The sequence below is a fragment of the Bradyrhizobium sp. WSM3983 genome, from assembly GCF_000473045.1.
Classification (GTDB): domain Bacteria; phylum Pseudomonadota; class Alphaproteobacteria; order Rhizobiales; family Xanthobacteraceae; genus Bradyrhizobium.
The window spans coordinates 128,601-153,997 of sequence record NZ_AXAY01000022.1 but is presented as its reverse complement, the minus strand read 5'-3'; the positions used below and the strand labels follow the sequence as shown (position 1 = coordinate 153,997).

Here is a 25,397-nt window from a genome sequence, read left to right as displayed (position 1 = left end):
GCCTAGTCGGTGAGGTATTCCGGATGGTGGCTCCGGATCGTGTCCAGCTCGCTCAGTGTGCCTGACAGATGCTTGCGCAGATGCTGTTGTGCCGCGTCGGCATCGCCGGCCTCGATCGCGCGCGTGATCAGCTTGTGGTGGCGCACGATGTTTTGGGCCTTGCCCGGTGAGGGCAGATGCAGCCGGCGCAGCCGGTCGATATGCCCGCTGCGGCTGCGCACCAGCATCCAGAGGTCCTGCTTTCCGGCGGCCGCATAGAGCTGGGCATGGAAATCATTGTCGGCAGCCATGAAGGCCTCGAACCCGCCGGCCTTCGCGAATTGCTGTTGCAGCGCAATGGCGTGGTCCAGCCGAATGATCAGGGCAGGATCGGGATTGTCGGCAAGGAGCCGTACGATCTCCAACTCCAGCGCCTGGCGCAGGAAATGCGCCTGTTGCGCGCGGTCGACGTCGATCTGGCTGACCACGGTCGCATGCTGCGGAAACACATCGACCAGGCCCTCTTCCTCGAGCCGCATCAGCGCGTCGCGCACCGGCGTCGAGCTGACGCCGAATTGCCCAGCCAGCTCGGCCCGCGACAGCGGCGCGCCGGGCGGCAATTCCAGGGCGATGATCGCGTTGCGCAGCCGCTCGAACACCTGCGGCGCGGCCTGTCGCGCGCGGTCAAGCCGCGCGCCGGAGCGGGCGGCCGCGCGCGGCGCAGGATGGGCTGGTTCCATGGCGGCGGCTCCGGCGGACTTGCCTTTGATGCACTAATGCATTAGTGCATTAGCTAGGCCGCGCGTCAATGCCGGCTGGAGGAAACGAACAACAATGATCAAGCCATTCCAGCGTGGCTGTGCAGCCATCGCCCTGATCGCCGCGGCAGTCCTGTCGACTTCGCTCGCACAGGCGCAGCAGAAGTCCGAGATCTCCCTGTCGCGGCAGCCCGGCATTTTCTACATGCCGAGCCACATCATGGAGAAGCAGAAACTGATCGAGAAGCACGCGGCTGCGCTCGGTGTATCGGGCGTCACCACCAAATGGGTGACCTTTTCGGGCGGCGGCGCACAGACCGACGCACTGCTCGCAGGCGGCGTCGACATTCTCAACACCGGCACCGGCAATCTTCTGTTGCTGTGGGATCGCACTCGCGGCGGCGTGAAGGGCATCGTCGCGACCTCGGCGCAGCCGATGACGCTGATCAGTCGCGACGCCAACATCAAGTCGATCAGGGATTTTGGCCCGACCGACAAGATCGCGGTGCCGACGGTGAAAGTCTCGACGCAGGCGATCGTGCTGCAGATCGCGGCTGCTGAGGCTTTCGGCGCTGACCAATGGTCGAAGCTCGATGGCAACACCGTGCAGCTTGGTCATCCCGACGCCTATGCGGCGCTGTCCAATCCCAAGCACGAAGTGCACACCCATTTCTCGATCCCGCCTTTCACGTTCCTCGAGCTGAAGAACGTGCCGGGCGCGCATGTCGTGCTGAACTCACCTGACGTGATGGGCGGCCCGCTGAGCCAGGCGCAGTTCTTCACCACCACCAAATTCGCCGACGCCAATCCAAAAATCATCCAGGCCGTGCGCGACGCGACCAAGGAAGCGCAGGACCTGATCCGCAGCGACACAAAGCAGGCGGTCGAGATCTACAAGGAGATCACCGGCGACAAGACCTCGGTCGAGGAGCTGCTCGATCTCCTGAAGCAGCCCGGCATGATGGAATGGAATCTCGAGCCGCAGGGCACGATGAAATTTGCCGCGCATCTCTACAGGACCGGCACGCTGAAGACCCAACCCAAGGCCTGGACCGATTACTATCTCCCCGTCGCGCACGACCTGAAGGGCAACTGATGGCGCTGCTCGACGTCAGTGGGGTGACGCTGCGGTACAAGACCTCCAGCGCCGTCGTCACCGCCACCGAGAGGGTGAGTTTTACGGTCGACAAGTCCGACCGCTTCGTGCTGCTCGGACCGTCCGGCTGCGGCAAGTCGACCTTGCTCAAGGCCGTTGGCGGCTACATGTCACCGAGCGAAGGCCGCATGACCATCGGCGATCGCGAGATCCGCGGTCCCGGCGCCGACCGCATGATGATCTTCCAGGAGTTCGACCAGCTGCTGCCCTGGAAGAGCGTGCTCGCCAACGTGATGTTTCCGCTGCTGACGGCACGAAAGCTGTCGCGCAAGGATGCCGAGACACGGGCAAGAGCCTATATCGAGAAAGTCGGCCTCACCCGCGTCGTCGACGCCTATCCCCACACGCTCTCCGGCGGCATGAAGCAACGCGTCGCGATCGCGCGCGGCATGGCGATGGAGCCCGACATCCTGCTGATGGACGAGCCGTTCGCCGCGCTCGACGCGCTGACGCGCCGGACCTGCCAGGACGAGCTGCTCCAGCTCTGGAGCGAGACCAAATTCACCGTGCTGTTCGTCACCCATTCGATTGCGGAAGCGATCCGTATCGGCAACCGCATCCTGCTGCTGTCGCCGCATCCCGGCCGCGTCAAGGCCGAGGTGGTCGACGTCGACAAGGTCGGCAATGACGACGGCAGCGCCGGCCGGCTGGAAAAGGAGATCCACGATCTCCTTTTCGCCGGCGAAGCCACGGCGCATTAGGGGAGCCGCTCATGGGCGAAGCGAGAATCCTGTTGCGTGACGCGCCGGTCGCTGCTGCCAGCGGCGCCGGTGAGGTCGAACGCAAGCTGACGGTGGTCGAGCTGCTGTGGAACGACGGCTTTGTTCGCAAGACCGTCATCATCCTGTTTTTGGCGGCGATCTGGGAAGCCTACGGCCTCTACCTCGACAATCCGTTGCTGTTTCCGACGCTGCACGACACGCTCCTCACGATGTACGATCGCGTCAAGGACGGCACGATTCCGATGCGGGCCTGGACCTCGCTGAAAGTGCTGTTCATGGGCTATTCGGCCGGCATTGCTCTCGCCGCGATCTTCACCGTGCTCGCCATCTCCACCCGCATCGGCACAGACTTCCTGGAAACGGTGACGGCGATGTTCAACCCGCTGCCGGCGATCGCGTTGCTGCCGTTGGCGCTGATCTGGTTTGGCCTCGGCAATGGCAGCCTCGTCTTCGTGCTGATCCATTCGGTGCTGTGGCCGGTCGCGCTCAACACCCATTCCGGCTTCAAGAGCGTGTCCAACACGCTGCGCATGGTCGGCCGCAATTATGGCCTGCGCGGATTGCCCTACGTCGCAAAAATACTGATCCCGGCCGCCTTCGGCTCGATCCTCACCGGCCTGAAGATCGGCTGGGCCTTTGCATGGCGCACGCTGATCGCGGCCGAGCTGGTGTTCGGCGTGTCCTCAGGGCAGGGCGGGCTCGGCTGGTTCATCTTCGAGAACCGTAACCTGCTCGACATACCCGCAGTGTTCGCGGGCCTCTTGACGGTGATTATCATCGGGCTCTTTGTCGAGAACCTGATTTTCCGCGCCATCGAGCGGAACACCGTCCAGAAATGGGGCACCCAATCATGACCAAGAAGAAAACACCCGACCAGCTCCGCAGCGCGCGCTGGTTCGCGCCCGACGATCTCCGCTCGTTCGGCCACCGCTCCCGCGCCATGCAGATGGGCTACGCTCCGGAAGAGTGGGAGGATCGGCCCTGCATCGCGATCATCAACACCTGGTCGGAGGCGCAGCCCTGCCACATGCACTTCAAGTCGCGCGTCGACGACGTCAAGCGGGGCATCCTGATGGCCGGTGGCCTGCCGGTTGAACTGCCGGCACTGTCGCTGTCGGAATCGCTGCTGAAGCCGACCACGATGCTCTATCGCAATCTCCTGGCGATGGAAGCCGAGGAGCTGTTACGCAGCCACCCCGTTGACGGCGCGGTGCTGATGGGCGGGTGCGACAAGACCACGCCGGCGCTGCTGCTCGGCGCGACCTCGATGAACATCCCGGCGATCTATCTGCCGGCGGGCCCGATGCTGCGCGGCAATTGGAAGGGCAAGACGCTCGGCTCCGGCTCCGACGGCTGGAAATATTGGGACGAGCGCCGCGCCGGAAAAATCTCCGACAAGGACTGGCTCGACATCGAAGCCGGCATCGCGCGCAGCTACGGCACCTGCATGACCATGGGTACGGCCTCGACCATGACCGCGATCGCGGAAGCGATCGGTATGACGCTGCCGGGCGCCTCCTCGATTCCCGCAGCCGACGCCAACCATATCCGCATGGCCAGTGAATGCGGCCGCCGCATCGTCGAGATGGTGTGGGAGGATCTCACGCCGAAGACGATCCAGACGCGCAAGGCATTCGAGAACGCCATTGCAGTGGCGATGGCGATGGGCTGCTCGACCAACGCGATCATCCATGTGATCGCGCAGGCCCGCCGCGCCGGCCAGGACATCGGCCTCGACGATTTCGAGATCGCGAGCCGCAAGGTGCCCGTGATCGCCAATGTCCGTCCGAGCGGCGATGCCTATCTCATGGAAGACTTCTTCTATGCCGGCGGCCTGCCGGCGCTGATGGGCCAGATCAAGGATCATCTGCACCTCGACTGCATCACGGTGAGCGGCAAGACCCTCGGCGAGAACATCGACGGCGCCGAGGTTCACAATGCCGATGTCATCCGCGGCGTCGACAATCCCATCTACAAGGAGGGCGCGCTCGCCGTGCTCAAGGGCAATCTCGCGCCCGACGGCTGCGTCATCAAGCCGTCGGCCTGCGCGCCGCGCTTCCTCAAGCACACTGGACCCGCGCTGGTGTTCGACGACTATCCGTCGATGAAGAAGGCGGTCGACGATCCCGATCTGGACGTCAGCGAGGATCACATTCTCATCCTGCGTAATGCGGGCCCGCAGGGCGGTCCGGGCATGCCGGAATGGGGCATGCTGCCGATCCCGACCAAGCTCGTGAAGCAGGGCGTGCGCGACATGGTGCGCATCTCGGACGCGCGCATGAGCGGCACCAGCTACGGCGCCTGCATCCTGCACGTCTCGCCCGAATCCTACATCGGCGGCCCGCTGGCGCTGGTGCAGAATGGCGATCGCATCGCGCTCGACGTCGCCGCGCGCACCATCAATCTCGATGTCCCCGAAGCGGAGCTCGCAAAGCGCCGCGCCGCCTGGAAGCAGCCCGAGCGCCGCTTTGAGCGCGGCTACGGCTGGATGTTCACCAAGCATATCAAGCAGGCCAATGACGGCTGCGACTTCGACTTCCTCGAGACCGATTTTGGCGCGCCGATCGGCGAGCCGTCGATTTACTGATCCGTCGTTCCGGGGCGCGCGAAGCGCGAACCCGGAACCCATTTCACCACAGCGTTTGCGGCCCGATGGTTTCCGGGTTCGCGCTACGCGCGCCCCGGAATGACAAGAAAGTGAGTACACCCATGTCAAAACTCAGCGAAGCCACCCGCAACAAGCTCAAATCCGTGTCCACTGCCACCGTCGCCACCGCATTGTTCAAGCGCGGCCTGCGCATCCAGATGATCCAGGATGTGCACCCTCTCGGCGCCGATCAGCCGACCATGGTCGGCGAGGCCTTCACGCTGCGCTACATGCCGGCGCGCGAGGATCTCAATACGATCGACGTCTTTAGGGATCACAGCCATCCGCAGCGCAAGGCGGTCGAGGATTGTCCGGCAGGCAGCGTGCTGGTGATGGACAGCCGCAAGGACGCGCGCGCGGCCTCCGCGGGCGCGATCCTGGTGACGCGCTTGATGAAGCGCGGTGTCGCCGGTGTCGTCACCGACGGCGGCTTTCGCGACTCTGCCGAGATCGCAAAGCTCGGCATTCCCGCCTATCACCATCGCCCGAGCGCGCCGACCAATTTGACTCTGCATCAGGCGATCGAGATCAACGTTCCCATCGGTTGCGGCGACGCCCCGGTGTTTCCGGGCGACGTCATTCTGGGGGATGCCGACGGCGTCATCGTGATCCCCGCGCATCTCGCGGATGAGATCGCGAACGAGACCTTCGAGATGACCGCCTTCGAGGATTTCGTCACCGAGGAAGTAGGCAAAGGCCGTAGTATCTTCGGTCTCTATCCCGCGACCGATCCGCAGACGCTCACCGACTTCGCGGAATGGCGGAAGAAGAACGGCCGGTAAGGTTACGCATCACGACCACTTCAAGCAGGCCGGCCACATCAAGTGCCGGCCTTTTATCAAGCAGGGAGGACTCTTATGACTTTCACGCGACGCAATCTCTTGTCCGGCGCTGGCGCGGCGGCGGCTTCGACGCTTCTCACCCGCGTTGCCGGCGCCCAGTCGTTTCCGTTCACGCCGGCTCAGCGCTATCCGGACCCGGCCGTCCAGATCCTCGATCCGAGCTTTGCGAAATACCGGCTCTATTCCTCGACCCTCGAGCAGGTCGCAACCGGCCTGCGTTGGGCCGAAGGTCCGGTCTATTTCCCGGAAGGGAGCTATCTGCTGTTCTCCGACATCCCCAACAACCGGATCATGAGGTTCGACGAGAAGACCGGGCAGACCAGCGTGTTCCGCGCCAACGCCAATTACGCCAACGGCAATGCGCGCGACCGTCAGGGCCGCCTCGTCACCTGCGAGCACTCCGTCACGCGCCGTATCACCCGCACCGAGAAGGACGGCACGATCACCGTGCTCGCCGACAAGTTCGAGGGCAAGCGGCTGAACGCGCCGAACGACATCGTGGTGAAGTCCGACGACAGCATCTGGTTCACCGATCCCACCTTCGGCATCGGCGGCGAGTGGGAGGGCAAGAAGGAGAAGCCGGAGCAGGCCACCACCAACGTCTACCGCATCGCCAAGGACGGCAAGCTCACCGCCGTGCTCACCGACCTCGTCAATCCGAATGGCATCGCCTTCTCGCCGGACGAGAAGAAGCTCTATGTCGTCGAGTGGAAGGGCACGCCCAACCGCAGCATCTGGAGCTACAATGTCGGCGACGACGGTAGCCTGAACGGCAAGACCAAGTTGATCGATGCCGCCGACCAGGGCTCGCTCGACGGCTTTCGCGTGGACCGCGACGGCAATCTCTGGTGCGGCTGGGGCTCGAACGGCGCATTGCAGTCCGAGCCGAGCGATGTCGGCGGCCGCAAGGTCTACCAGCTCAAGGGCAAGTCGGAAGATCTCGACGGCGTCATGGTGTTCAACCCTGAAGGCAAGCCGCTCGCCTTCATCAAGCTGCCCGAACGCTGCGAAAATCTCTGCTTCGGTGGGCCGAAGAATAACCGCCTCTATATGGCGAGCTGCCATTCCATCTACGCGCTCTATGTGGAGGCGCACGGGGCGGTGTGAGTCTTTGCCTATCCCTCTCCCCGCAAGCGGCCGCAAGCGGGGAGAGGGAGAAGATCACGCCTGCGCCATCCCCGTCGCCCACAGCGCAAACGCATACACGATCGCGACTTCGTCGAGCCGGTCAAAGCGTCCCGAGGCGCCGCCGTGGCCGGCGCCCATGTTGGTGCGCAACAGCACCGGACCGCCGCCCGTCATCGTCGCGCGCAGGCGGGCGATCCATTTGGCGGGCTCCCAATAGGTGACGCGCGGATCGGTCAATCCGCCCATCGCCAGGATTGCCGGGTAGTCCTTCGCCGCGACATTGTCGTAGGGCGAGTAGGACAGGATTGTGCGAAAATCCTGATCGCTCTCGATCGGGTTGCCCCATTCCGGCCATTCCGGCGGCGTCAGCGGCAGCGTGTCGTCGAGCATGGTGTTGAGCACGTCGACGAACGGCACTTCGGCGACGATGCCGGCGAACAATTCGCCGGCACGGTTGGCGACCGCGCCCATCAGCATGCCGCCGGCCGAGCCGCCATGGCCGACGATACGCTTGCGGCTCGTGTATTCCGCATCGATCAGCGCGCGGGCGCTGGCGGCAAAATCGTCGAATGAATTCGTCTTCTTCTCGCGCTTGCCGTCGAGATACCAGCCCCAGCCTTTGTCGGCGCCGCCGCGAATATGGGCGATAGCGTAGACGAAGCCACGATCGACCAGCGACAGGCGGTTGGCGTTGAACGAAGCCGGCATCGCCATGCCGTAGGAGCCGTAACCGTAGAGCAGCAGCGGCGCCGCGCCGTCGAGTTTTAGGCCGCGGCGATAGAGGATCGAAACCGGCACCTCCGCGCCATCTTGTGTCTTCGCCATGATCCGGGTGGTGACATAATCGGCGGCGTTGTGACCGGACGGAATCTCCTGGCGCTTGCGAAGGATGCGCGTCCGCTTCGCCATGTCGTAGTCGTAGACTTCCGACGGCGTCGTCATCGACGAATAGGCGAAGCGCAAATTCGTCGTGTCGAATTCGTAGGAGCCCATCGTGTCGAGCGAATAGGCGGCTTCGTCGAAGGCGATGGCGTGCTCCTCCTTGGTCGTGATGTCGCGGATCACGATCGCCGGCAGCGCATTGGCCCGCTCAAGCCGCACCAGATGGCCGGAATAGAGATCGAGGTCGATGATGTAGATGCCGGGACGATAGGGGATCAGGTCGCGCCAGTTCTCGCGTTCGGGGTGACTCAGCGGCGCGGTGACGATCTTGAAGTCAATGGCATCACCGGCGTTGGTGAGGATGAACAGCTCGTCGCCGCGATCGGCGAGCGAATATTGCACGCCCTCTTCACGCGCTGCGACCAGGCGCGGCGGGGCTTCGGGATGGGCGAGATCGATCAGCCGCTGCTCGCTGGTCTCGTGGTCGCCGCCGGCGATCACGCAGAAGCGGCCGCTGGTACTCTCATGCAGATGGGTGAACCAGCCGGAATCCTGCTCTTCATAGACCAGCTCGTCGTCGGCCTGTTTGGTGCCGAGCATGTGCCGCCACACCTGCATCGGCCGGTGATTGTCGTCGAGCTTCACATAGAAGAAGGACTTCGCATCCTTGCTCCAGACGACGCCGCCATCGGTCTCCTCGACGACGTCGTCGAGGTCCGTGGCCGTAGCCCAGTCGCGGACGCGGATCGTGAAATATTCCGAACCCTTGGTGTCGGCGCTCCAGGCCTGCAGCTTGTGATCGTCCGAATGGCGGCTGCCGCCGAACTTGAAATATTTGTGGTCTTTCGCGAGCGCATCGCCGTCGAGCACGATCTGGACCTCGCCGCCCTCTCGCGGCATGCGGCCGAACAGCTCGTGCTGGCCGCCCGCGCGGAATTTGCGGAAATAGGCGAACGGTCCGTCCGGCGACGGCACACTGGAATCGTCCTCCTTGATGCGCCCGCGCATTTCGCGCACCAGCGTCTTCTGCAGGCTTGCTGTGTGGCCCAGCAGGCTCTCGGTGTAGCCGTTTTCCTCATCCAGATATTTGCGGATGTCGGGATCGAGCACCGCTGGCTCGCGCAGCACCTCCTGCCATTTCGCGTCCTTCAGCCAGGCATAGTCGTCGGTCACGGTGATGTCGTGATGGGTAAAGGAATGCGGCCGGCGCGGGGCGACGGGCGGTTGGGGAGGTGTTTTGTCCTGGGTCACTCGATCCTCATCATGTCTCGTTCGCGCGGTGCTCTTTCTTCACCTCGCCCCGCTTGCGACCCCAACCCTCTCAGGACGAGCGTAGCTCGTCCCGGCCCCGTAAGAACGGGGAGAGGGAGAAGAAGCAGCGCGTATTCCATCTTATATCGTCCCGACTTCGCGAATTGCCAGCGCGTCGCTGCTTCAAGTCGCCGGGTTGTTGACGGGGCCTTTGTATGCTTTAGGGGCGATAGTCCCGCCGCCGGTCCAGCCTGATGCTGTTCAATTCCTATCCGTTCATCCTGCTGTTCCTTCCTGCCGTGCTGGCCGGCTATTTTTGGCTGGGGCGGCGCAGCAACCTGACCCCGGTGATCTGGCTGGCGCTGGCCTCGATCACCTTCTACGCCATCGGCAACTGGCCGTTCGTGGCCTTGCTGTTGCTGTCGATCGCCTTCAATTATGGCGTCGGCCATCTCCTCATTGTAGCGAAGCTTGGTCCGTCGCGGCGAAAGGCGGCGCTCGCTTTTGGCGTTGCCGGCGATCTCCTCGTGCTCGGCATCTTCAAATATGCCGGCTTCGTCACCGAGAATATCAATGCGCTGGCCGGCACGCATGTCGCTGTCCACATCCTGCTGCCGGTCGGCATCTCCTTCTACACGTTCACCCAGATCGCATCCCTCGTGGATGCGTATCGTGGTCAGGTCGCGGCCTATGCGCTGCCGCATTATGCGCTGTTCGTGACTTACTTTCCGCATCTGATTGCGGGGCCGATCCTCCACCACAAGGACATGATCCCGCAATTCGCGCGGAAGGAAACCAAGCGTCCCGACACACATCTGATCCTGTGCGGTGTGATCATCTTCGCCATCGGCCTGTTCAAGAAGACGTGCCTTGCCGACGGCATCCAGCCGCTGGTCGCGCTCGCCTTCGAGGCGCGCTCGCCAAGTTTTGACCAGGCCTGGCTCGGCGCGCTCGCTTATACGTTTCAGCTCTATTTCGACTTCTCCGGCTATTCCGACATGGCGATCGGGATATCGCTGATGTTTGGCATCTTCCTGCCCGTCAATTTCAACTCGCCTTACAAGGCCACCAGCATCGTCGCGTTCTGGCGTTGCTGGCACATGACGCTGTCGCAGTTCCTGCGCGACTATCTCTACATCCCGCTCGGCGGCAATCGCCGTGGCCGCGTCCTGCGCTACGTCAATCTGATGATCACGATGCTGCTCGGTGGGCTCTGGCACGGCGCGGCCTGGACGTTTGTGGTGTGGGGCGCGCTGCACGGCGCCTATCTCTGCATCAACCACGCCTTCAACGCGCTTGTACCGAGTGTCCCGCCGGCTCTTGCGCGCCCGGTCCGCATTGCCGGAGCCGTGCTGACTTTCCTCGCCGTCGTCATCGCCTGGGTGTTCTTCCGCGCCGAAAGTGTTGCGCGGGCGCTGCGGGTTCTCTACGCCATGGCTGATCCCTCAAACATCGCCTTCGGCCGCGAGGAGATCGCGGCGCTGGTGCTGGTCGCGATCTATGCCGTACTCGTGTGGCTGGCGCCGAACACGCAAGCGATCATGGGCTATGATCACGGCGATCGCCGGGTCGGCGAGGCCTTGCGGGCGGGGCGCATGCGGCCACTGTTTCTTTATGGCGCGTCGCTGGTGCTTGCGTTTGGCATTCTGGGCATCCAGAGCCACAGCGAATTCATCTATTTCCGGTTCTGATGCGGGGCGCGTTCACACATCTGAAGCGTCTTCTGCTCGCGAGCATCGCGTGCGTGCTGGGCGCAGCAGTGCTCACCTATCTCGTCGATCCCCTGCAATTGTTTCGCCCCTCGCGTCTGGCCTTCTATTCCGACGACACGCGCGTGCAGAATGCCGGGCTGATCCGCAGCCAGTCGTTCGACACCGCCTTCATGGGCACCTCGCTTGCGATTCACTTTCGTCAGAGCGACATCGATGGCGTGCTTGGCGTGCATTCGCTCAAGCTGGCGATGACCGGATCCAATTCGCGTCAGCAAGCATTCGTGCTGGAACAGGCGATCGAGCGTGGCGCCCGGCGCGTGATCTGGGAGATGGACGATTTTATCTTTGTCGATGCGACCGGCATCGAGGCTGATCCTTATCTGTCCGTCGATCTCTATCGCAGGACGGCCAAGGGGATTGCGTCTTATCTGTTCAGTGCGGCAATGGCGAAGGAGTCGCTATTCGCGCTGCTGCGGTCCACCCCGCCGTTGCGGGAGCCGCTGACCCGGACGGCGCCTTATCTGCCCGTCAAGTTCGCACTGGCTGATGTCGACGACATCTACGCGCTGCCGCGGGATTTCGACGCCGCGCGTGATTATAACGCGAAGAAGGCGCTGGACTCATTCGCCTACATCACCGCGCCCTCGCGCAGCCGCTTCCTCGGCGAAGGCTATGGTTACGACGCCATGGTGCGGCATTTCGAGCAAGATGCGGTCGGCTTGATCACGCGCCATCCGGACGTGACGTTCGACATCTACTTCCCGCCCTATTCGATGCTGCAATTCGTCGCGATGCGCGATGCCTCGCCCGAGACGCTGAAGATCGTCACGGATCTCACAGCGCTCGTCGCGACCCGCCTGACGCAGCTACCCAATGTGCGCCTTCATGATTTCCGCGCGATCAAGGCAGTGACGCACGATCTCGGCAATTACGGCGACGTCATCCACCACTCGCGGGTGGTGGATGCGAAGGTGTTGCAGTGGCTGGCGAGTGGGGAATACCGGGTCGACCCGAGCAAGCCGCTTGCGTCGCTGGATGAGCTGAAGGCGCAGGTCGCGGCGTATCGTGTGCCGCAGCCGTAGCCAAAAGCTCCGCTGTCGTCCCGCGGTATGGGTCCCGGCCCCCGTGCGCAATTGCGCACTAGGACGGGACGACAGCGGAGTCCGTTTACGCGGCCACCTGCTCGCCGAGATACGCGACCGCCGCCTCGAGCCCGCCCTTGCCGTGCGGGATCTTCAGCGCGTTCAGCCCGATCTCAATGACGCCGAGCGTGCCGAGCAGCATCGGCGCGTTGACATGGCCCATATGGGCGATGCGGAAGGCCTGGCCCGAGAGGTCGCCGATGCCGGTGCCGAGCACCACGCCGCACTTCTCCTTGCAATAGCGCTGCAGCACCGCGGGATCGTGGCCGGCGGTCATGGTTACTGTGGTCACGGTGTTGGAGCGCTCATGGGGCTCGGCGACATTGAAGCCGAGCACCTGGCCCTCAGTCCATGCGCCGACCGCGCGCCGCGTGGCTTCGCCGAGCAGGCTGTGGCGGCGGAACGCGTTCTCCAGGCCCTCTTCGTGAATAAGGTCGATCGCCTGGCGCAGAGCGAACAGCAGATGCACCGGCGCCGTGCCGGCATATTTGCGATAGTTCTCGGTGCCCTCGCGTTCGCTCCAGCTCCAATAGGGCGTCGCCATGTTGGCGCGTCTGTGCGCGTCCTGCGCGCGTGCGCTGGCCGACACGAAGCCAAGACCGGGCGGGGTCATCAGGCCCTTCTGCGAGCCGGACATCGCGACGTCGACACCCCATTTGTCCATCTCGAACGGCATGCAGCCGAGCGAGGCCACGGTGTCGACCATGTACAGCGCGGGATGGCCGGCCGCCTTGATCGCCTTGCCGATCGCCTCGATATCGTTCTGCACGCCCGAGGCCGTATCGATCTGGACGACGACGACGGCCTTGATCTTGTGCTCGGTGTCGCGGCGCAGCCGCTCCTCGACCTCGTGCGGCCGCACCGCACGGCGCCAGTCGCCTTTGAGCACCTCGACCTCGGCGCCCATCAAAGCTGCCGCATTGCCCCAGCCGATCGCAAACCGTCCGCTCTCCAGCACCAGCACCTTGTCGCCGCGCGACAGCACGTTGCTCAGCGCGGCCTCCCAGGCGCCGTGACCGTTGGCGATGTAGATGTAGGACTTGCCCTTGGTCGCGAACAGATTCGAGATGTCGCGGAGCAGGCTTTCAGTCAGGTCGAGCATCTCGTTGGAGTAGATGTCGATCGCCGGACGATGCATCGCCTGCAGCACCGCGTCAGGCATGTTGGTGGGCCCGGGGATGGCCAGAAATTCCCGGCCCGCGCGAACGGTCATTGCTATCTTCCTTGTGTCGTGAAGACTGTCTGGTGGGTCGCTGATTTACTCTTCTACGCGGCGGGGCGGCCTGAGAAAAGCACGTAAAATGCAGCCCTGACGGCCCCTATCGTTTGGTCTCCCGGCAGCCGGCGGCCTCCGCCTCCTCGACCGAGCAGAACCAGCGGGTGCCCTTGCTGATCTTCATCTTGATCTGTGCGTACCAGCGGCTGGTCGGGGTGTGGTAGATGCACTCGCCGGCGGTGTTGACGTTGCCCTTGATGGTGCAGTCCGGCGAGGGCGCAACCGGCCCCGAGGCGGAGGCGAGCAGCACCGAATGGGCGCCTTCGGGCGGCTTGGTCGCGCCCAGGATCGTCGTCTTCTTGTTGCGCACGCGCCAGTCCCAGGGCGCGATGAAGGCGCCCTGCCACATCCCGGCCTTGGCCTCACGCGCGGCAGCCTCGTCGGAATCGAAATCGTGGGACATGCGGGTGTAGGCCAGCGCCCAGCCGTTGCGCACCAGCCATTTCTGGATGTCCTCGCCGCCGACCTCGCAGCGCGCCACGGTGCGGCCGCGCCGGTCGATCGCGCGGGCATGGCAGACCCAGCTCTTGCCTTCGGTGTATTTGGCGAGCTCATCGCGCGCGGCAGCACCGCAGGTCCAGCGCTCCAACTTGTTGTTGAGGCAGAGCTGGTCGGCTGAGGGCGCGTCGATGCCGCCGAGCCGGATCCGCGTGTTGCCGATCAGGACGGAATCGCCATCGCGGACCTTCGCGGTGCCGGTGACGTCGGCCGCTTGCGCCAGCGACGGCAAGCCGAGCAAGGGTAAGCCGAGCAGAGACAGCGCAATCAGGAATTTTCGCAACATGCCGGTCCGCGTGTGAAGAAAATCTCGATAGAGCCCGCAATTGTGGTCGGCTTTGGGCCACTCGGCCAGCATATGCCTAACGGAGAGGCTTCAACTTCCCGTCATTGAATGACGGATCTTGCTTACCCTCCCCTGGAGGGGGAGGGTCGATCGCGCGAAGCGCGAGCGGGGTGGGGTGACAGTCTCTCCGCGACGAACAGTGCCCGAGTGGAGAGATCACCCCACCCCGTCACGCAATCTCGCCTCGCTCGATCGCGTGCCGACCCTCCCCCTCCAGGGGAGGGTGAAAGACGTCCTACCCCCGCGCCATCGCCCGCTTCGCGACCGCCAGCCCCATCAACACGAACGCCGATGTCACCTCGGGTCCGCCGACCAGGATCCGCGTCGGGGTCTTCATCTTGTTCCACTCATAGGCGCGGAACGGGCCGCGGCGGCCGCCTTCGCCGATGGCATCGACGATCACGTTCAGTGCCGGCGCGAAGGCGCGCGGGTCGGCGCCGAGATGACCGAGCGCAATCAGCGCCAGCGCCGCGTCGAACACGTTCATCTCGGCCGCCATCAGCTCGCCCTTGACGTAGGAGAGCACGCGATGGCGAATGAAATCGAAATCGCCGTTGGGATCGATCGCGGCCTGCGCAGCAAGCGGCAGCGCCAGGAAGGCCGCATAGCAGCGGCCGAAATAGGCGCTGTAGAGCTCAGGCAAATAATAGATGTGCGAGCGCGGATTGGAAAATGCGCCGCTCGCCGCCAGCCGCTTCTGGAAGCCGATGATCCGATGCACGGTCGCAAGCCGCGCCGGTGTTTCCAGAACCTTCCAGCGCGTCAGATTGCGAAAACTCACCTCGAGAATGTCGAGATTGAGCGTCGGATCGAGATCGTTGCCGTAGGGCCGTTCGCTTTTGAGGTTGTCGATCCAGGTCGCAATGCCGCCTTCGTAGTCGATGTTGTCGTTGATCGGCACCGTCACGCGCGGCTCGTTGACGCCGGCATGCACCTGGTAGCCCGAATAGAAATCCAGCAGCGGCTGGTCGATGATCGCATCGATGCAGCCGGCCTGCGTCGCCGCGGAAATCGAGCACGCCGTGGTGTCGCAATCCGGCACATAGACGCCGAAGCCGAGGTCTTGCTTGATCTGCGCAAAATAGCGGGAGAAGCGCGGATGCGGCGGGGGTGCGAGCGCGGTGATGACGTTGAAGCGCTGGCCGCCGGTGCCCTCGACCTCCTCGCGGCTGATATTGACGCAGAAATCGACCATGTCGGCGATGGCGCGCTCGGCCGCTGTCTTGTCTGTCGGTGAGGCCAGCCCGGTCTCGACATAGCTGAGCAATGCCTCGATGAAGAACGCGTCGTAATAGGCCGAGCGGTGGCGGATCTGCACCGGCTCCCACATCGGCTCGGCAATCCCGCGCCAGGGCGGATTGACCACGGCTGCGGCCCTCGAGCGCGCGATGAAGACGCGGGCGAGGTTGAACAGCAGCGAGGAATTCTTGTAGCCGCGCGCATTCAGCCCGGTGAGCGCCATGATCAGCTCGCGCCCACGAAAATCGGGATCGCCGATCAGGTTGAACGCGGCATAGGTCGGCAGAAAACCGTTCTTGCGGTACGAGCCGAGCAGATGCTGCGCGCAATCGCGGATCACGCCGTCGATCTGTGCCTGCGCCGGCATGGCGCCGACGAACTTGGCCGGCGGCGGCCTGGGATGGTCGAGCGTGATGGTGTCGACGAGTTCGGCAATGGGCCGGCCGATCGCCGCCCAGTCGGGCTCGGCATCGTCGCGCGCGCGGCAGAGCGCCTCGCGCAGCCGGATCAGCTTCGCCTCGTCACGCAGCTCGCTCAGGCCGGCGCGGCGCAGCAGCACCCGCAGCGCGGGATTGCCGAGCGCGGTCTTGTAGAATTTGGCCAGATGCGGATCGCCGCTGGCTTGGCCCGACAAAACGGGATCGCAGACGTCATAAAGGGAGGGGCCGTCTTTCCGCGCCGTCAGCGCCCGGCACGCGGCACCTGCAAAATAATGAAAGCTCATGAAAAACCTGGTCGCGGGGACTTTCGCAGGGGGCCAGGTTGGGGACCCGCCCCCCGCAAGTCTTTGAAAAGGCTACCCGGATTCGCGGGAAATACAAATGTGATGGACGTCACGGAAAAAACCGGCACGAGGGCTGCACGATCGACCCCCGGACGCCTACGGGGGAGCGAAAAGAGCGCACATTTGGGTTGGGTAATTAACCAATATATTCAGCTACTTAGTTCAAATCTGGGACGATCTATTGCCGGGACGGTGATATCGGGTTAAGGGTTTGTTTGTTGCGGCGCCGCAAATTGCGCGCAATTCCGGGGCACATCCCCGGCCAATCCTCAAACCCAAAGACGCTATCGCGCTACTCAATCTGTGTGCGCGCGCTTGGCTGGTCTTTGGCAATGACAGGAATGCAGCGAGATGAATGTACGGCAGCTCGACATTTCCAGGCGCTCGATTGCGCTCGCCGCAGCCCTCATCGGCACGGTGTCGCTGGCGATCGGCGCCCATGCTGCCCTCAACATGCGCGCGCTCGACGCCGCCAAGGCCGTCTCGACCGACCAGGTCACGGGCTCGGTGGGCCAGACCTCGCGTCTCGCGCTCGTCATCGGCAATGGTCATTATCCCGACGCCAGCGCACCGCTGACGCAGTCGATCAACGACGCGCGCGCACTGTCCTCGTCGCTGCGCAAGAACGGTTTTGACGTCGACATGGTGGAAGACGCGAGCAAGGACGACATGGTCCGCGCCGTCAACCGCCTCAAGTCCCGCATCAAGGGCGACACCGTCGTCATGCTGTTCTTCGGCGGTTATGGCGTGCAGGCCGGCCGCGAGAGCTACATGCTGCCGGTCGATGCCGTGATCTGGAAGGAAAGCGACGTCCGCCGCCAGGGCGTCTCCATCGAGGGGCTGCTCAACATGATGAAGGAGCAGGGCGCCAAGGCCAAGCTCGTCGTCGTCGATGCGTCCCGCCGCAATCCCTATGAGCGCCGCTTCCGTTCTTATTCGCATGGTCTCGCGCCGATCGGCACGCCCGACAACGCGCTGATCCTCTCCTCCGCATCGCCCGGCAAGGTCGTCGACGACAGCAAGGGCGAGCACAGCACGCTGGTCACCGAGCTCCTCAACAATCTCAATGCGCAGGGTAGCAGCGCCGAAAGCGTCTTCAACAAGACCCGCGTCGCCATCTCCCGCGCCTCCGAAGGCGACCAGGTCCCGACCGTCTCCTCCTCGCTGCTCGAGGACGTGCACTTCGATCAGGCCGGCGGCTAGTTTTTCTTACCCTCCCCTGGAGGGGGAGGGTAAGACGTATCTGCAATCCGAGTTGGCTACTTCGCCGCTTCGCTCGCCATCACCGGGCGCACGGGATCGCCTTCGCGGAGCAGCGCGCCGGCGCGGGCGACGACGATATCGCCTTCGTTGAGGCCGTCGCGGACCTCGATATTGCCGCCCGACATCAAGCCGGTCTCGACGCGCTTGGTCTCGACGCGATTACGGCGGATCACCTGCACTACGGTGCCGGCGGATGAATATTGCACCGAGGTCAGCGGCACCGCGACGTTGCAGCTCTGCCCGGTCTTGATCAGCGCGCGGCCGCTCGCGTTCAGCAGCAGCCGCTTCTGCGAGGAGATACCGATATAGACCATGCCCTGCTGGATGTTCGCCTCGACGGTCGGACCGATGCGGCGCACCTTGCCGTCGATATCGCCGGCACCGGCAATCCGCACGGTGGCCGGCTGATTGACCGCGAGCTTTCTGACATCGTTGGTCGCGACCAGGCCGACGAGGTCATATTCGCTGCGCGCCACGATGGTGAACAGCGCCTCGCCCTTGGCCGATGCGGGGCTGCCGATCTGCGCGGTCGAGGTGGCGATGACGCCCGCCACGGGGGCGGTGACCTGCAGCGTGCCGCCTTCGGGCAGCGCCAGCCGCGCCAACACCTGGCCGGCCGTCGTCGTCTCGCCGGCTTCGGCCAGCACTTCCGTCACCTTCAGCCCCGGACGCTCGGGCCGCACCGAGGTTTCCTCGCGCGCGATGATCGAGCCGGTGGCCTCGACGATGTCGGAGAAGCAGGATTTCGCCGCCTTCAGCACCGTGACCGCCGGCCCCTTGGGCGCGTCGTCATCGGCAGCGCGCACGGGCTGGGCGGCGGCCAGCGCCAGTCCGGCGAGGGCAACGAAGGTCTGGGAAAAGGAACGCGCAAGCAATGAACGCATCGGTCATTCCGGTTGGCCGCAAGGCTTTAGTCGATAAGGCCTCGATGGATAGCAGAAGCGACGGCAGCGGGCCATGGGCTGACCGGATGAGCCGCAGCGCAGGCGGCGTGAGGCCGCCCGTTGAATTGGTCGCTGAAATGACGATGAGGTTCGCCGTCTCTTACCCTCCCCTGGAGGGGGAGGGTCGGCTCACATCGAGCGCAGCGATAATGTGAGACGGGGTGGGGTGACGGTCTCTCCACCTCGAACAGTGCCCGAGCGGACAGATCACCCCACCCCGCTCGCGCTTCGCGTGATCGACCCTCCCCCTCCAGGGGAGGGTAAGGAGAAAGCTCTCACTGCAGCTTCAAAAACTCCACCCAGTTCGGCTTCTTGCCGGTGGCGTAGGATTTCAGCTTGCTAAGTGCGCCGCTGGTCTGGTCGATGGCGTAGACAGTCATGCCGTTGGACAGTTCGCCGACCGCGGCGAGGTAGCGGCCGGTCGGATCGATGTTGAAGCCGCGCGGCTGTTTCTCGGTCGGCACGCTGCCGATCGTGGTCAGCTTGCCGCTGGTGGCATCGACCTTGTAGGCGGTGAGCGTGTTGGTGGTGCGCTCGGAGGCGTAGAGGAAGCGGCCGTCCGGGGTGATGTGGATGTCGGCGGCCCAAGGCTTCTTATTGGATTCCTTGCCGTTGAAGCCTTCCGGCAGCGCGGTCGTGCGCTGGATCTCGCCCCAGGCACCGCTCTTGGCTTCGTAGCTGTACGCAGCGACGTCGCCGTTCAGCTCGTGGATGAGATAGACGAACTTGCCGTTGGGATGGAACACGAAGTGCCGCGGCCCGGATTTCTCCGGCGTCTTGATCGCCGGCGGATCGCTCGGCGTCAGCGTGCCGGCGGCGGCGTCGAATGCAAAGATCAGCACCTGGTCGGAGCCGAGATTGGTCGCGAACACAAAACGATTGTCGGGCGAGGGCAGGAAGGCGTGCGCGTTCAGCCCGGTCGGGATCACCTGCTTCGGCTCGGCGATGACGCCGTTCGCTTGAAGCGGATTCAGCGCGACCTTGTTGCCACCATAGGAGGCGCTGAACAGCACCTTGCCGCCGCGGTCGGTGGCGATGTTGGCCATGCTGTCGGCGAGCGGCCCGTTGCCGATATGGCTGAGTTGGCCTGTCTTGGGGTCGATCGCAAAGCTCACCGCGAGGAACGGCTGCGAGCGGACGCCGGCGATCAGCACGCGGTGGTCCGGCGTGATCGCGAGTGGCGTCGAGGAGCCCGGCTTTTCCACGCCCGTGAAGGCGGCGGTCTGCACCGGCGTCATCTCGCCGCTCTCGGCGATCTTGAACACGCTGATGTCGTTGGAATCGGCATTGCCGACATAGGCGAAGGTTTCAGCCATGCCGGTACGGGCTCCGGAAACGAGGGCAAGACAGGTGAAGAGGGTGGTGGCAATCGCAGCGCGGGATGCGGTGCGTGTCGGTCTGATCATGGGCGTCCTCCTGCCGGTATGGCGTTGTCGTTTTGCGGCAGAGGATAGCGGCTCGTGTTCCGTTGCACCAAATTCCAATGGGGATTGATTGATACCGAAATTGTATCGGTGGCCAAAGCGTTTTCGAGCGAAGGATGCCGGTTCGCGTCAAGAAACGCGTCAAAACAAGAATCTACCTCACCGACGCCGTCAGGTCGCGCGAGGGCAGATGCGGGCCGGCCGGATGGTCGGGCGGACCAAGCACGGTCCAGACGGCGACGGCCAGCAAAGCCGAGGTCAGCATGGTCCAGGCGACGAGTTGCTTGCGCATCAGGCCAAATCCGTCCGTCGAAGGTTCAGCCATCGTGCACTGCAAACAACGACGACCCTATGAACTCGTTCACAGGGACCTTCGGTATGGCGATGTCGTGGCAAAGCGCCACACCGGTTAAACCGATCGCAAGGTCTCGCTGACAAACTCAGAAGACGTTGCTCTTCGCTTGCTCAAGCCGCAGGCACCCGGGCCGCATGATCGCGTGGGAACGGCAGCCGCGCCCTGCCGTTACCCGGCCTTCCCGGTGGAGGACACCGAAACGGAGGCTGGCAAAACGGAGGCTGGAAAGTGTTTTGGATTTATTGGGACACCGCCTGGTCACTCATCATCAGCGGCATCATGTTCACCACCATCGTCACGCATCCGGACGCCGAGTTCGTCGAGATCCAGGCCGCAAGGCGGGTAAAATGAGCCCCATGTGAGCTGAGGTATCCACCTCCGCAGGTGCAAATCGAGCCCGGCTCGCGCGTGGCCGAGCGCATGTGGTGAACCAAATCTTAGGGGCAGGCCGGTATTTTTCTGCATCTTTTTCAGATTCAGAGATCCGGTGCTCCCTATGGCATTGTTCGGTAATCCCTCCATTCGTTCGGTTCTCGGCGCCATCATCGGCGTCCTCGGCCTGTTTCTGGTCGGGCAGCTCTCGACCGGGCTGTTTGGCGCCATCGAGCGCAACAGCGCCGCGCAGAAGGTCGAGCGCTTCGCCAGCACCGACCAGCAGCTGTTTGCGACCCTGCTCGGCTTCCGGCTCGAGCGCGGAACCTTCCTGTCGGCGCTGGTCGCGGACGCCCCGGCCAATGCCAATGCCGACGACCGCATCGCCACCAACCGGGGATTGTCGGAGGCGGCCTACAAGAACGTCCTCGAGCGTCTCGCGGGCGTGAGCGATGCCCGTCTGGCCGCCGCCACCAGCAAGTTCGTCGCGATCCACGATGCGCTGGTGCCGATGCGGTCCAAGGCGGAAACCGCGATCCATCAAGCCAGGGCGCAGCGTGACGCCAAGGTCGGCGACGAGTTCCGCAAGGCTGCCCAGGATTATCTCGACACCATCCTTGCACTGACCGGCGAGCTCGAGAACGCGCTCAAGCTCACTGATCCCGTGGTCGATCATCTTCTCGGCGTGAAGCAATCGGCCTGGAACGCGCGCAATTTCGGCGGCTCGGTCGCCATCCGTCTCGAGGCCGCGGCTGCGGCCGGCAAGCCCTGGAGCGCCGCCGACATGGTCGGAGCTGCCGAGGACACCGGCCGCTCCAAACAGGCCTGGAGCCAGGTGCTGGATGTCGCCGGCCGTCCTGATGCGCCCGCAAGTCTCACCGACGTGATCGCGCGCTCGAAGCAGGGCGATGCCGCCGCCATGACCGAGCGCCAGCAGGGCTTCATCAAGGCGCTGAGCAACAACCAGACCATCGACATCAAGGTCGAGGATCTCTCCAAGCTCAACACTGCGATCCTCAACTACAGCGTCGAGGCTGGCCAGGCCGCGCTTGCCGAAATGGTCTCGCGCGCCGGCCAACAGATGATTTCGGCGAAATGGAGCCTGGCGCTCAATGGCGGGCTGATGCTGGTCGCGCTCGCCATCACATTGTTCGGCTTCATCCTGGTGAACCGCCGCGTCAGCGCGCCGATCCGCAAGCTGACGCAGGCGATGCGCTCACTGGCCGAGCGCGACTATGCGATCGAGCTTGCGGGCATCGAGCGCGGCGACGAGATCGGGGAAATGTCGCGTGCGGTGTCGGTGTTCAAGGAGAACATGATCACCGGCGATCGCCTCGCCGAGGAGCAATCCACGGAGCAGGGCCGGAAAGAGCGGCGCCAGCTTGCCGTCGATGGCCTTATCGAGCAGTTCGAGAAGACGGTGACGGAATCGCTGCACACACTGGCCTCGGCTTCCGGCGAGCTTAACGCCACCGCGCAGTCGATGTCGTCGACCGCCGAGCAGGGCTCGTCCAAGGCGGCTTCGGTGGCGAGCCTGTCCGGCGATGCCTCCTCCAACGTGCAGACGGTTGCGGCGGCGACGGAAGAGCTGTCGGCCTCGATCAGCGAGATCAGCCGTCAGGTCGCGGAATCCTCCAGCATTGCGGGTGCCGCCGCCAGCGAAGCCGATCGCACCAATGCCGAGGTGCAGGCGCTGGCCGATGCCGCCCAGCGCATCGGCGACGTCGTCGCGCTGATCACCGGCATCGCCGAGCAGACCAATCTGCTCGCGCTCAACGCCACCATCGAGGCGGCGCGCGCCGGCGAAGCCGGCCGCGGCTTTGCGGTGGTCGCATCCGAGGTGAAGAACCTCGCCACGCAGACCGCGAAGGCGACAGAAGAAATCACCGGCCAGGTCGCCGCGATCCAGGGCGCGACCAAATCGTCGGTGACTGCGATCCAGTCGATCGGCACCACCATCCAGCGCGTCAACGAGATTGCGGCTGCCATCGCCGCCGCCGTCGAGGAGCAGGGCGCCGCAACCCGCGAGATCGCGCGCAACGTGCAGCAGGCTTCCCAGGGCACCAACGAAGTCTCGCGGCACATCTCCGGCGTGTCGCAGGCCGCCGGGCAAACCGGCGCAGCCGCCGGCGAGGTGCTGGACTCAGCCAAGATGCTGGCGCGCCTGTCGGACGATCTCAAGCGCGACGTCGACCGCTTCGTCGGCGACCTCAGGGCGGCGTGATTGAAGTCGGTAGAGTGGGTTAGCCTAGCGAATTGCGCGAAGCGCAATTCGCTAGGCGTAACCCACCGCTGGCTCTATCCGCAGAAGCAGAAGTGGTGGGTTACGCCCCGCGGACTGCGCGCTGCGCGCAGCCACGGTGCTAATCCACTCTACGAAGGGTGACGAAATCCCTGCAGCATCGCGGGCTTTGATGCGGACATGCCAAGCCGCCGCCGTTCGATCCCGGACGTCGCGTGGCGGCGACGTCCGGGGGCGGTTCAAAGCGGCGTGGCTCGGACTGTCGTTGCTGTCAGACCGGCTTCGCGATCGCAGCGATTTCGGTCGCGAAGCTACGATAGGAGTGCAGCGGACGACCCAGCATCTTGGTCAGACGTCCGACGTCGCCGACCTCAGGGATCGCTCCATCGCGGACATAGCGCTCGACCATCAGGCGCATCTCGTAGGCCATCCACTTCGGCATGAAACCCGCCAGATTCTGTTCGAAGCCGGTGGGATCATCGCCGCCATAGGCGACCGGGTGACCCAGCACGTCCGACCAGATCGTGGCCAAGCCCGAGCCGGTCAGCGTGTCGGGGCCGACCAGATTGATGGTTTCGATCGGCAATCTGCCCGAAGCTTGCTCCCGCCGGATCAACTCGATCGCTGCGATCTCGGCGATGTCGCGGGTATCGACCATGGCGACACCCTTGTTGCCGATCGGCATCGGGTAGACGCCGTGGTTGAGGATGACCTCCTTGATCGTGAGATCATTGTCGATGAAGTAGGTCGGACGCAGGATCGTGGCGCTGAAGCCCATCTGTTCGATCATCCGCTCGGCGCCGAACTTCACCGCGAAGTGCGGCACGTTCACGAAGCGATCGGCGTTGATCACCGAGAGATAGACGACCCGATCGACGCCCGACTCGCGCGCGATGTTCAAGGTAATGAGCGCCTGGGTGAATTCGTCGCCCGTCACCGCATTGAGCAGGAACAGCGTGCTGACGCCGCTGAACGCGGCGCGCAGCGAGTCGATATCGAGCAGGTCGCCTTTCATGACCTCCACACCGGTCGGGACATCGGCCTTCGCGGGATTGCGGGACAGCACGCGCAAATCGGCACCGCGCTTGACGAGCTGCTGGACGACGTGGCGGCCGACACGGCCTGTGGCGCCGGTAACGAGGATGGTCATGGGGTCACTCCTGTTTGGGGGTTAAGAGACACTCTCGCAAATTAGTGATCCAAATTCGGTCCGATAGGCGGTATATCTAGACATGCCGTCTCACTGGTGGAACGAATGGACCTGCTTGCCCTCGCCGATTTCAATCGGGTCGCCCGTCACGGCGGGTTTGGACGGGCCGCCCGGGCCACCGGCCGCCCGAAAGCGACGCTATCCCGCCGGGTCTCGGAACTGGAGAGCAGCCTCGAATTGCGCCTGTTCGAGCGGGGGACGCGCATGCTGAAGCTCACCCAGGAAGGGAGGGCGCTGTATGAGCGGACAGGGACGTTGCTCGCCGAGCTCGACGAGGCCGCAGCCGCAATCGCTTCTGGCGGCGACAGGCCGCGCGGCAGGCTGCGGATCAGCGCGCCGCTCCTGTTCTCGCAAACCGCGATGGGAAAGCTGGCCGCAAACTTCGCGCTGAAATATCCGGAGGTCCAACTCGAGGTCACGACGGAAGATCGTGCCGTCGACCTGATCGAGGAAGGTTATGACCTGGTGATCCGCGTCAATCCGGATCCGGACGAAAGTCTCGTGGGACGAATCTTTCTGCGCGATCGGCTGGTGGTCGTGGCGAGCCCGGGCCTGGGTCGTCCTGCCGGCGATCGTGCCGTTTCAGGCGTGTTGCGCGAGACGGGTGATCCGACGTCCAGCTGGGATGTGGTCGCGCCGGGTGGAAACCTGCGGATCACGGCCGAACCGGTGCTTCGCCTGTCATCGCTGATCATGGTCCGCGATGCGGTCCGAGCAGGCGCCGGCGCCGCGCGGCTTCCCGTGTCGCTGGTGAGTCACGATTTGGCGGCTGGCAAGCTTGTGCACTGGGGTGATGTCGATGGACCCGAGATCGCTCTCTGGACGCTCTATCCATCCCGCCGGCTGCTGAGTGCGCGCGTATCCGCCTTCCTCGACTGTCTCAAGGAGGCGTTTCCCTCCGGAACACCCGAAGAGCTTGCGGCCTTCATCGACTGAGCCAAGGAGATCGTCACACCTATTGCAGAACCTTTGGCATGACGACGACGACATCGACCTGTCGCTTCAACACACGCGACGCGACGGCGGCGATATAGATCGAATAGCCGTCCTCGATGTCGGAGGCGATCTCCTCGTCCTTGGCGAAGGCGTAGAGCATCGTACCGTCGAGCTTGTCGAAACGGATGCCCGCAAAGAGGCGATCGAACGTCTCGGCACCGACGGCACCTGCCGTCAGTGCCTGGATCGCCTGGTCCTGGACGAGTGTGAGCTTCATCATGCCGATGAG

Annotated in this window: 22 protein-coding genes; 12 read left to right on the top strand and 10 right to left on the bottom strand. The window is 64.1% G+C overall.

The annotated features are described in order from the left end of the window. Positions 1-2: 2 nt before the first annotated feature. Positions 3-719: a GntR family transcriptional regulator gene (locus tag YUA_RS0126865; RefSeq protein ID WP_027533500.1), complete on the bottom strand. Its 717-nt coding sequence runs from the start codon at positions 717-719 to the stop codon at positions 3-5. Between the two features lie 94 nt (positions 720-813). On the opposite strand from YUA_RS0126865, the gene YUA_RS0126860 reads away from it, so the two are divergent. From YUA_RS0126860 to YUA_RS0126835, 6 genes are all read left to right on the top strand, one after another. Further along, complete coding sequence (locus tag YUA_RS0126860; protein ID WP_027533499.1) at positions 814-1,833, top strand: ABC transporter substrate-binding protein; 1,020 nt, start codon at positions 814-816, stop codon at positions 1,831-1,833. Beyond that, positions 1,833-2,594, top strand: coding sequence for an ABC transporter ATP-binding protein (locus tag YUA_RS0126855; protein ID WP_027533498.1), 762 nt, complete (start codon positions 1,833-1,835; stop codon positions 2,592-2,594). The genes YUA_RS0126860 and YUA_RS0126855 overlap by 1 nt, the downstream gene beginning before the upstream one ends. Positions 2,595-2,605: 11 nt before the next feature. Continuing rightward, positions 2,606-3,469 (top strand): ABC transporter permease, encoded by an 864-nt coding sequence (locus YUA_RS0126850; RefSeq protein ID WP_027533497.1) that lies wholly within the window; start codon positions 2,606-2,608, stop codon positions 3,467-3,469. Beyond that, positions 3,466-5,202 carry an L-arabinonate dehydratase gene (gene araD, locus YUA_RS0126845; protein ID WP_027533496.1) on the top strand — a complete coding sequence of 579 codons (1,737 nt, stop codon included), beginning with the start codon at positions 3,466-3,468 and terminating at the stop codon, positions 5,200-5,202. The genes YUA_RS0126850 and araD overlap by 4 nt, the downstream gene beginning before the upstream one ends. A 122-nt stretch (positions 5,203-5,324) precedes the next feature. Then, positions 5,325-6,044, top strand: coding sequence for a ribonuclease activity regulator RraA (locus YUA_RS0126840; RefSeq protein WP_027533495.1), 720 nt, complete (start codon positions 5,325-5,327; stop codon positions 6,042-6,044). A 75-nt stretch (positions 6,045-6,119) separates the two neighbouring features. Beyond that, positions 6,120-7,211, top strand: coding sequence for an SMP-30/gluconolactonase/LRE family protein (locus tag YUA_RS0126835; protein WP_027533494.1), 1,092 nt, complete (start codon positions 6,120-6,122; stop codon positions 7,209-7,211). Positions 7,212-7,265: 54 nt separating this feature from the next. On the opposite strand, the gene YUA_RS0126830 is transcribed toward YUA_RS0126835, so the two are convergent. Beyond that, the gene (locus tag YUA_RS0126830; RefSeq protein WP_027533493.1) at positions 7,266-9,365 is read right to left on the bottom strand and encodes a S9 family peptidase; all 2,100 of its coding nucleotides are present in this window, start codon (positions 9,363-9,365) and stop codon (positions 7,266-7,268) included. A 254-nt stretch (positions 9,366-9,619) separates the two neighbouring features. Here YUA_RS0126830 and YUA_RS0126825 point away from each other — a divergent pair, with 254 nt between their 5' ends. Further along, a complete protein-coding gene (locus YUA_RS0126825) occupies positions 9,620-11,056 on the top strand; it encodes an MBOAT family protein (protein WP_027533492.1) in 1,437 nt (478 codons plus the stop codon). Next, positions 11,056-12,159, top strand: coding sequence for a hypothetical protein (locus tag YUA_RS0126820; protein WP_027533491.1), 1,104 nt, complete (start codon positions 11,056-11,058; stop codon positions 12,157-12,159). The genes YUA_RS0126825 and YUA_RS0126820 overlap by 1 nt, the downstream gene beginning before the upstream one ends. An 85-nt stretch (positions 12,160-12,244) precedes the next feature. On the opposite strand, the gene YUA_RS0126815 is transcribed toward YUA_RS0126820, so the two are convergent. The 3 genes from YUA_RS0126815 to YUA_RS0126805 all read right to left on the bottom strand — a co-directional run bounded on the left by YUA_RS0126815 (position 12,245) and on the right by YUA_RS0126805 (position 16,302). Further along, positions 12,245-13,432 (bottom strand): alanine--glyoxylate aminotransferase family protein, encoded by a 1,188-nt coding sequence (locus YUA_RS0126815; RefSeq protein ID WP_027533490.1) that lies wholly within the window; start codon positions 13,430-13,432, stop codon positions 12,245-12,247. A gap of 106 nt (positions 13,433-13,538) precedes the next feature. After that, complete coding sequence (locus tag YUA_RS0126810; protein ID WP_027533489.1) at positions 13,539-14,279, bottom strand: thermonuclease family protein; 741 nt, start codon at positions 14,277-14,279, stop codon at positions 13,539-13,541. A gap of 295 nt (positions 14,280-14,574) precedes the next feature. Then, on the bottom strand, positions 14,575-16,302 hold the full coding sequence (locus YUA_RS0126805; protein ID WP_027533488.1) for a hypothetical protein: 1,728 nt from the start codon (positions 16,300-16,302) through the stop codon (positions 14,575-14,577). A 411-nt stretch (positions 16,303-16,713) separates the two neighbouring features. On the opposite strand from YUA_RS0126805, the gene YUA_RS0126800 reads away from it, so the two are divergent. Further along, complete coding sequence (locus YUA_RS0126800) at positions 16,714-17,565, top strand: caspase family protein (protein ID WP_027533487.1); 852 nt, start codon at positions 16,714-16,716, stop codon at positions 17,563-17,565. A gap of 56 nt (positions 17,566-17,621) precedes the next feature. Here the strand turns inward: YUA_RS0126800 and YUA_RS0126795 are convergent, their stop codons facing one another. From YUA_RS0126795 to YUA_RS50255, 3 genes are all read right to left on the bottom strand, one after another. Continuing rightward, positions 17,622-18,509 (bottom strand): efflux RND transporter periplasmic adaptor subunit, encoded by an 888-nt coding sequence (locus YUA_RS0126795; protein ID WP_027533486.1) that lies wholly within the window; start codon positions 18,507-18,509, stop codon positions 17,622-17,624. A gap of 335 nt (positions 18,510-18,844) precedes the next feature. Continuing rightward, positions 18,845-19,975, bottom strand: a complete 1,131-nt coding sequence (locus YUA_RS0126785; RefSeq protein ID WP_027533485.1) for a beta-propeller fold lactonase family protein — start codon at positions 19,973-19,975, stop codon at positions 18,845-18,847. Positions 19,976-20,147: 172 nt separating this feature from the next. Beyond that, positions 20,148-20,318: a hypothetical protein gene (locus YUA_RS50255; protein WP_156947240.1), complete on the bottom strand. Its 171-nt coding sequence runs from the start codon at positions 20,316-20,318 to the stop codon at positions 20,148-20,150. 258 nt (positions 20,319-20,576) lie between these two features. On the opposite strand from YUA_RS50255, the gene YUA_RS52365 reads away from it, so the two are divergent. Continuing rightward, the gene (locus tag YUA_RS52365; RefSeq protein ID WP_256375386.1) at positions 20,577-20,699 is read left to right on the top strand and encodes a hypothetical protein; all 123 of its coding nucleotides are present in this window, start codon (positions 20,577-20,579) and stop codon (positions 20,697-20,699) included. Positions 20,700-20,844: 145 nt separating this feature from the next. Then, a complete protein-coding gene (locus YUA_RS0126770) occupies positions 20,845-22,944 on the top strand; it encodes a methyl-accepting chemotaxis protein (protein WP_027533484.1) in 2,100 nt (699 codons plus the stop codon). A gap of 289 nt (positions 22,945-23,233) precedes the next feature. On the opposite strand, the gene YUA_RS0126765 is transcribed toward YUA_RS0126770, so the two are convergent. Next, positions 23,234-24,112, bottom strand: a complete 879-nt coding sequence (locus YUA_RS0126765; RefSeq protein WP_027533483.1) for an SDR family oxidoreductase — start codon at positions 24,110-24,112, stop codon at positions 23,234-23,236. A 105-nt stretch (positions 24,113-24,217) separates the two neighbouring features. Between YUA_RS0126765 and YUA_RS0126760 the strand changes: the two genes are divergently transcribed. After that, positions 24,218-25,108, top strand: a complete 891-nt coding sequence (locus YUA_RS0126760) for a LysR family transcriptional regulator (RefSeq protein WP_027533482.1) — start codon at positions 24,218-24,220, stop codon at positions 25,106-25,108. Positions 25,109-25,127: 19 nt separating this feature from the next. On the opposite strand, the gene YUA_RS0126755 is transcribed toward YUA_RS0126760, so the two are convergent. Further along, the gene (locus YUA_RS0126755; protein ID WP_035971930.1) at positions 25,128-25,388 is read right to left on the bottom strand and encodes a hypothetical protein; all 261 of its coding nucleotides are present in this window, start codon (positions 25,386-25,388) and stop codon (positions 25,128-25,130) included. Positions 25,389-25,397 lie beyond the last annotated feature (9 nt).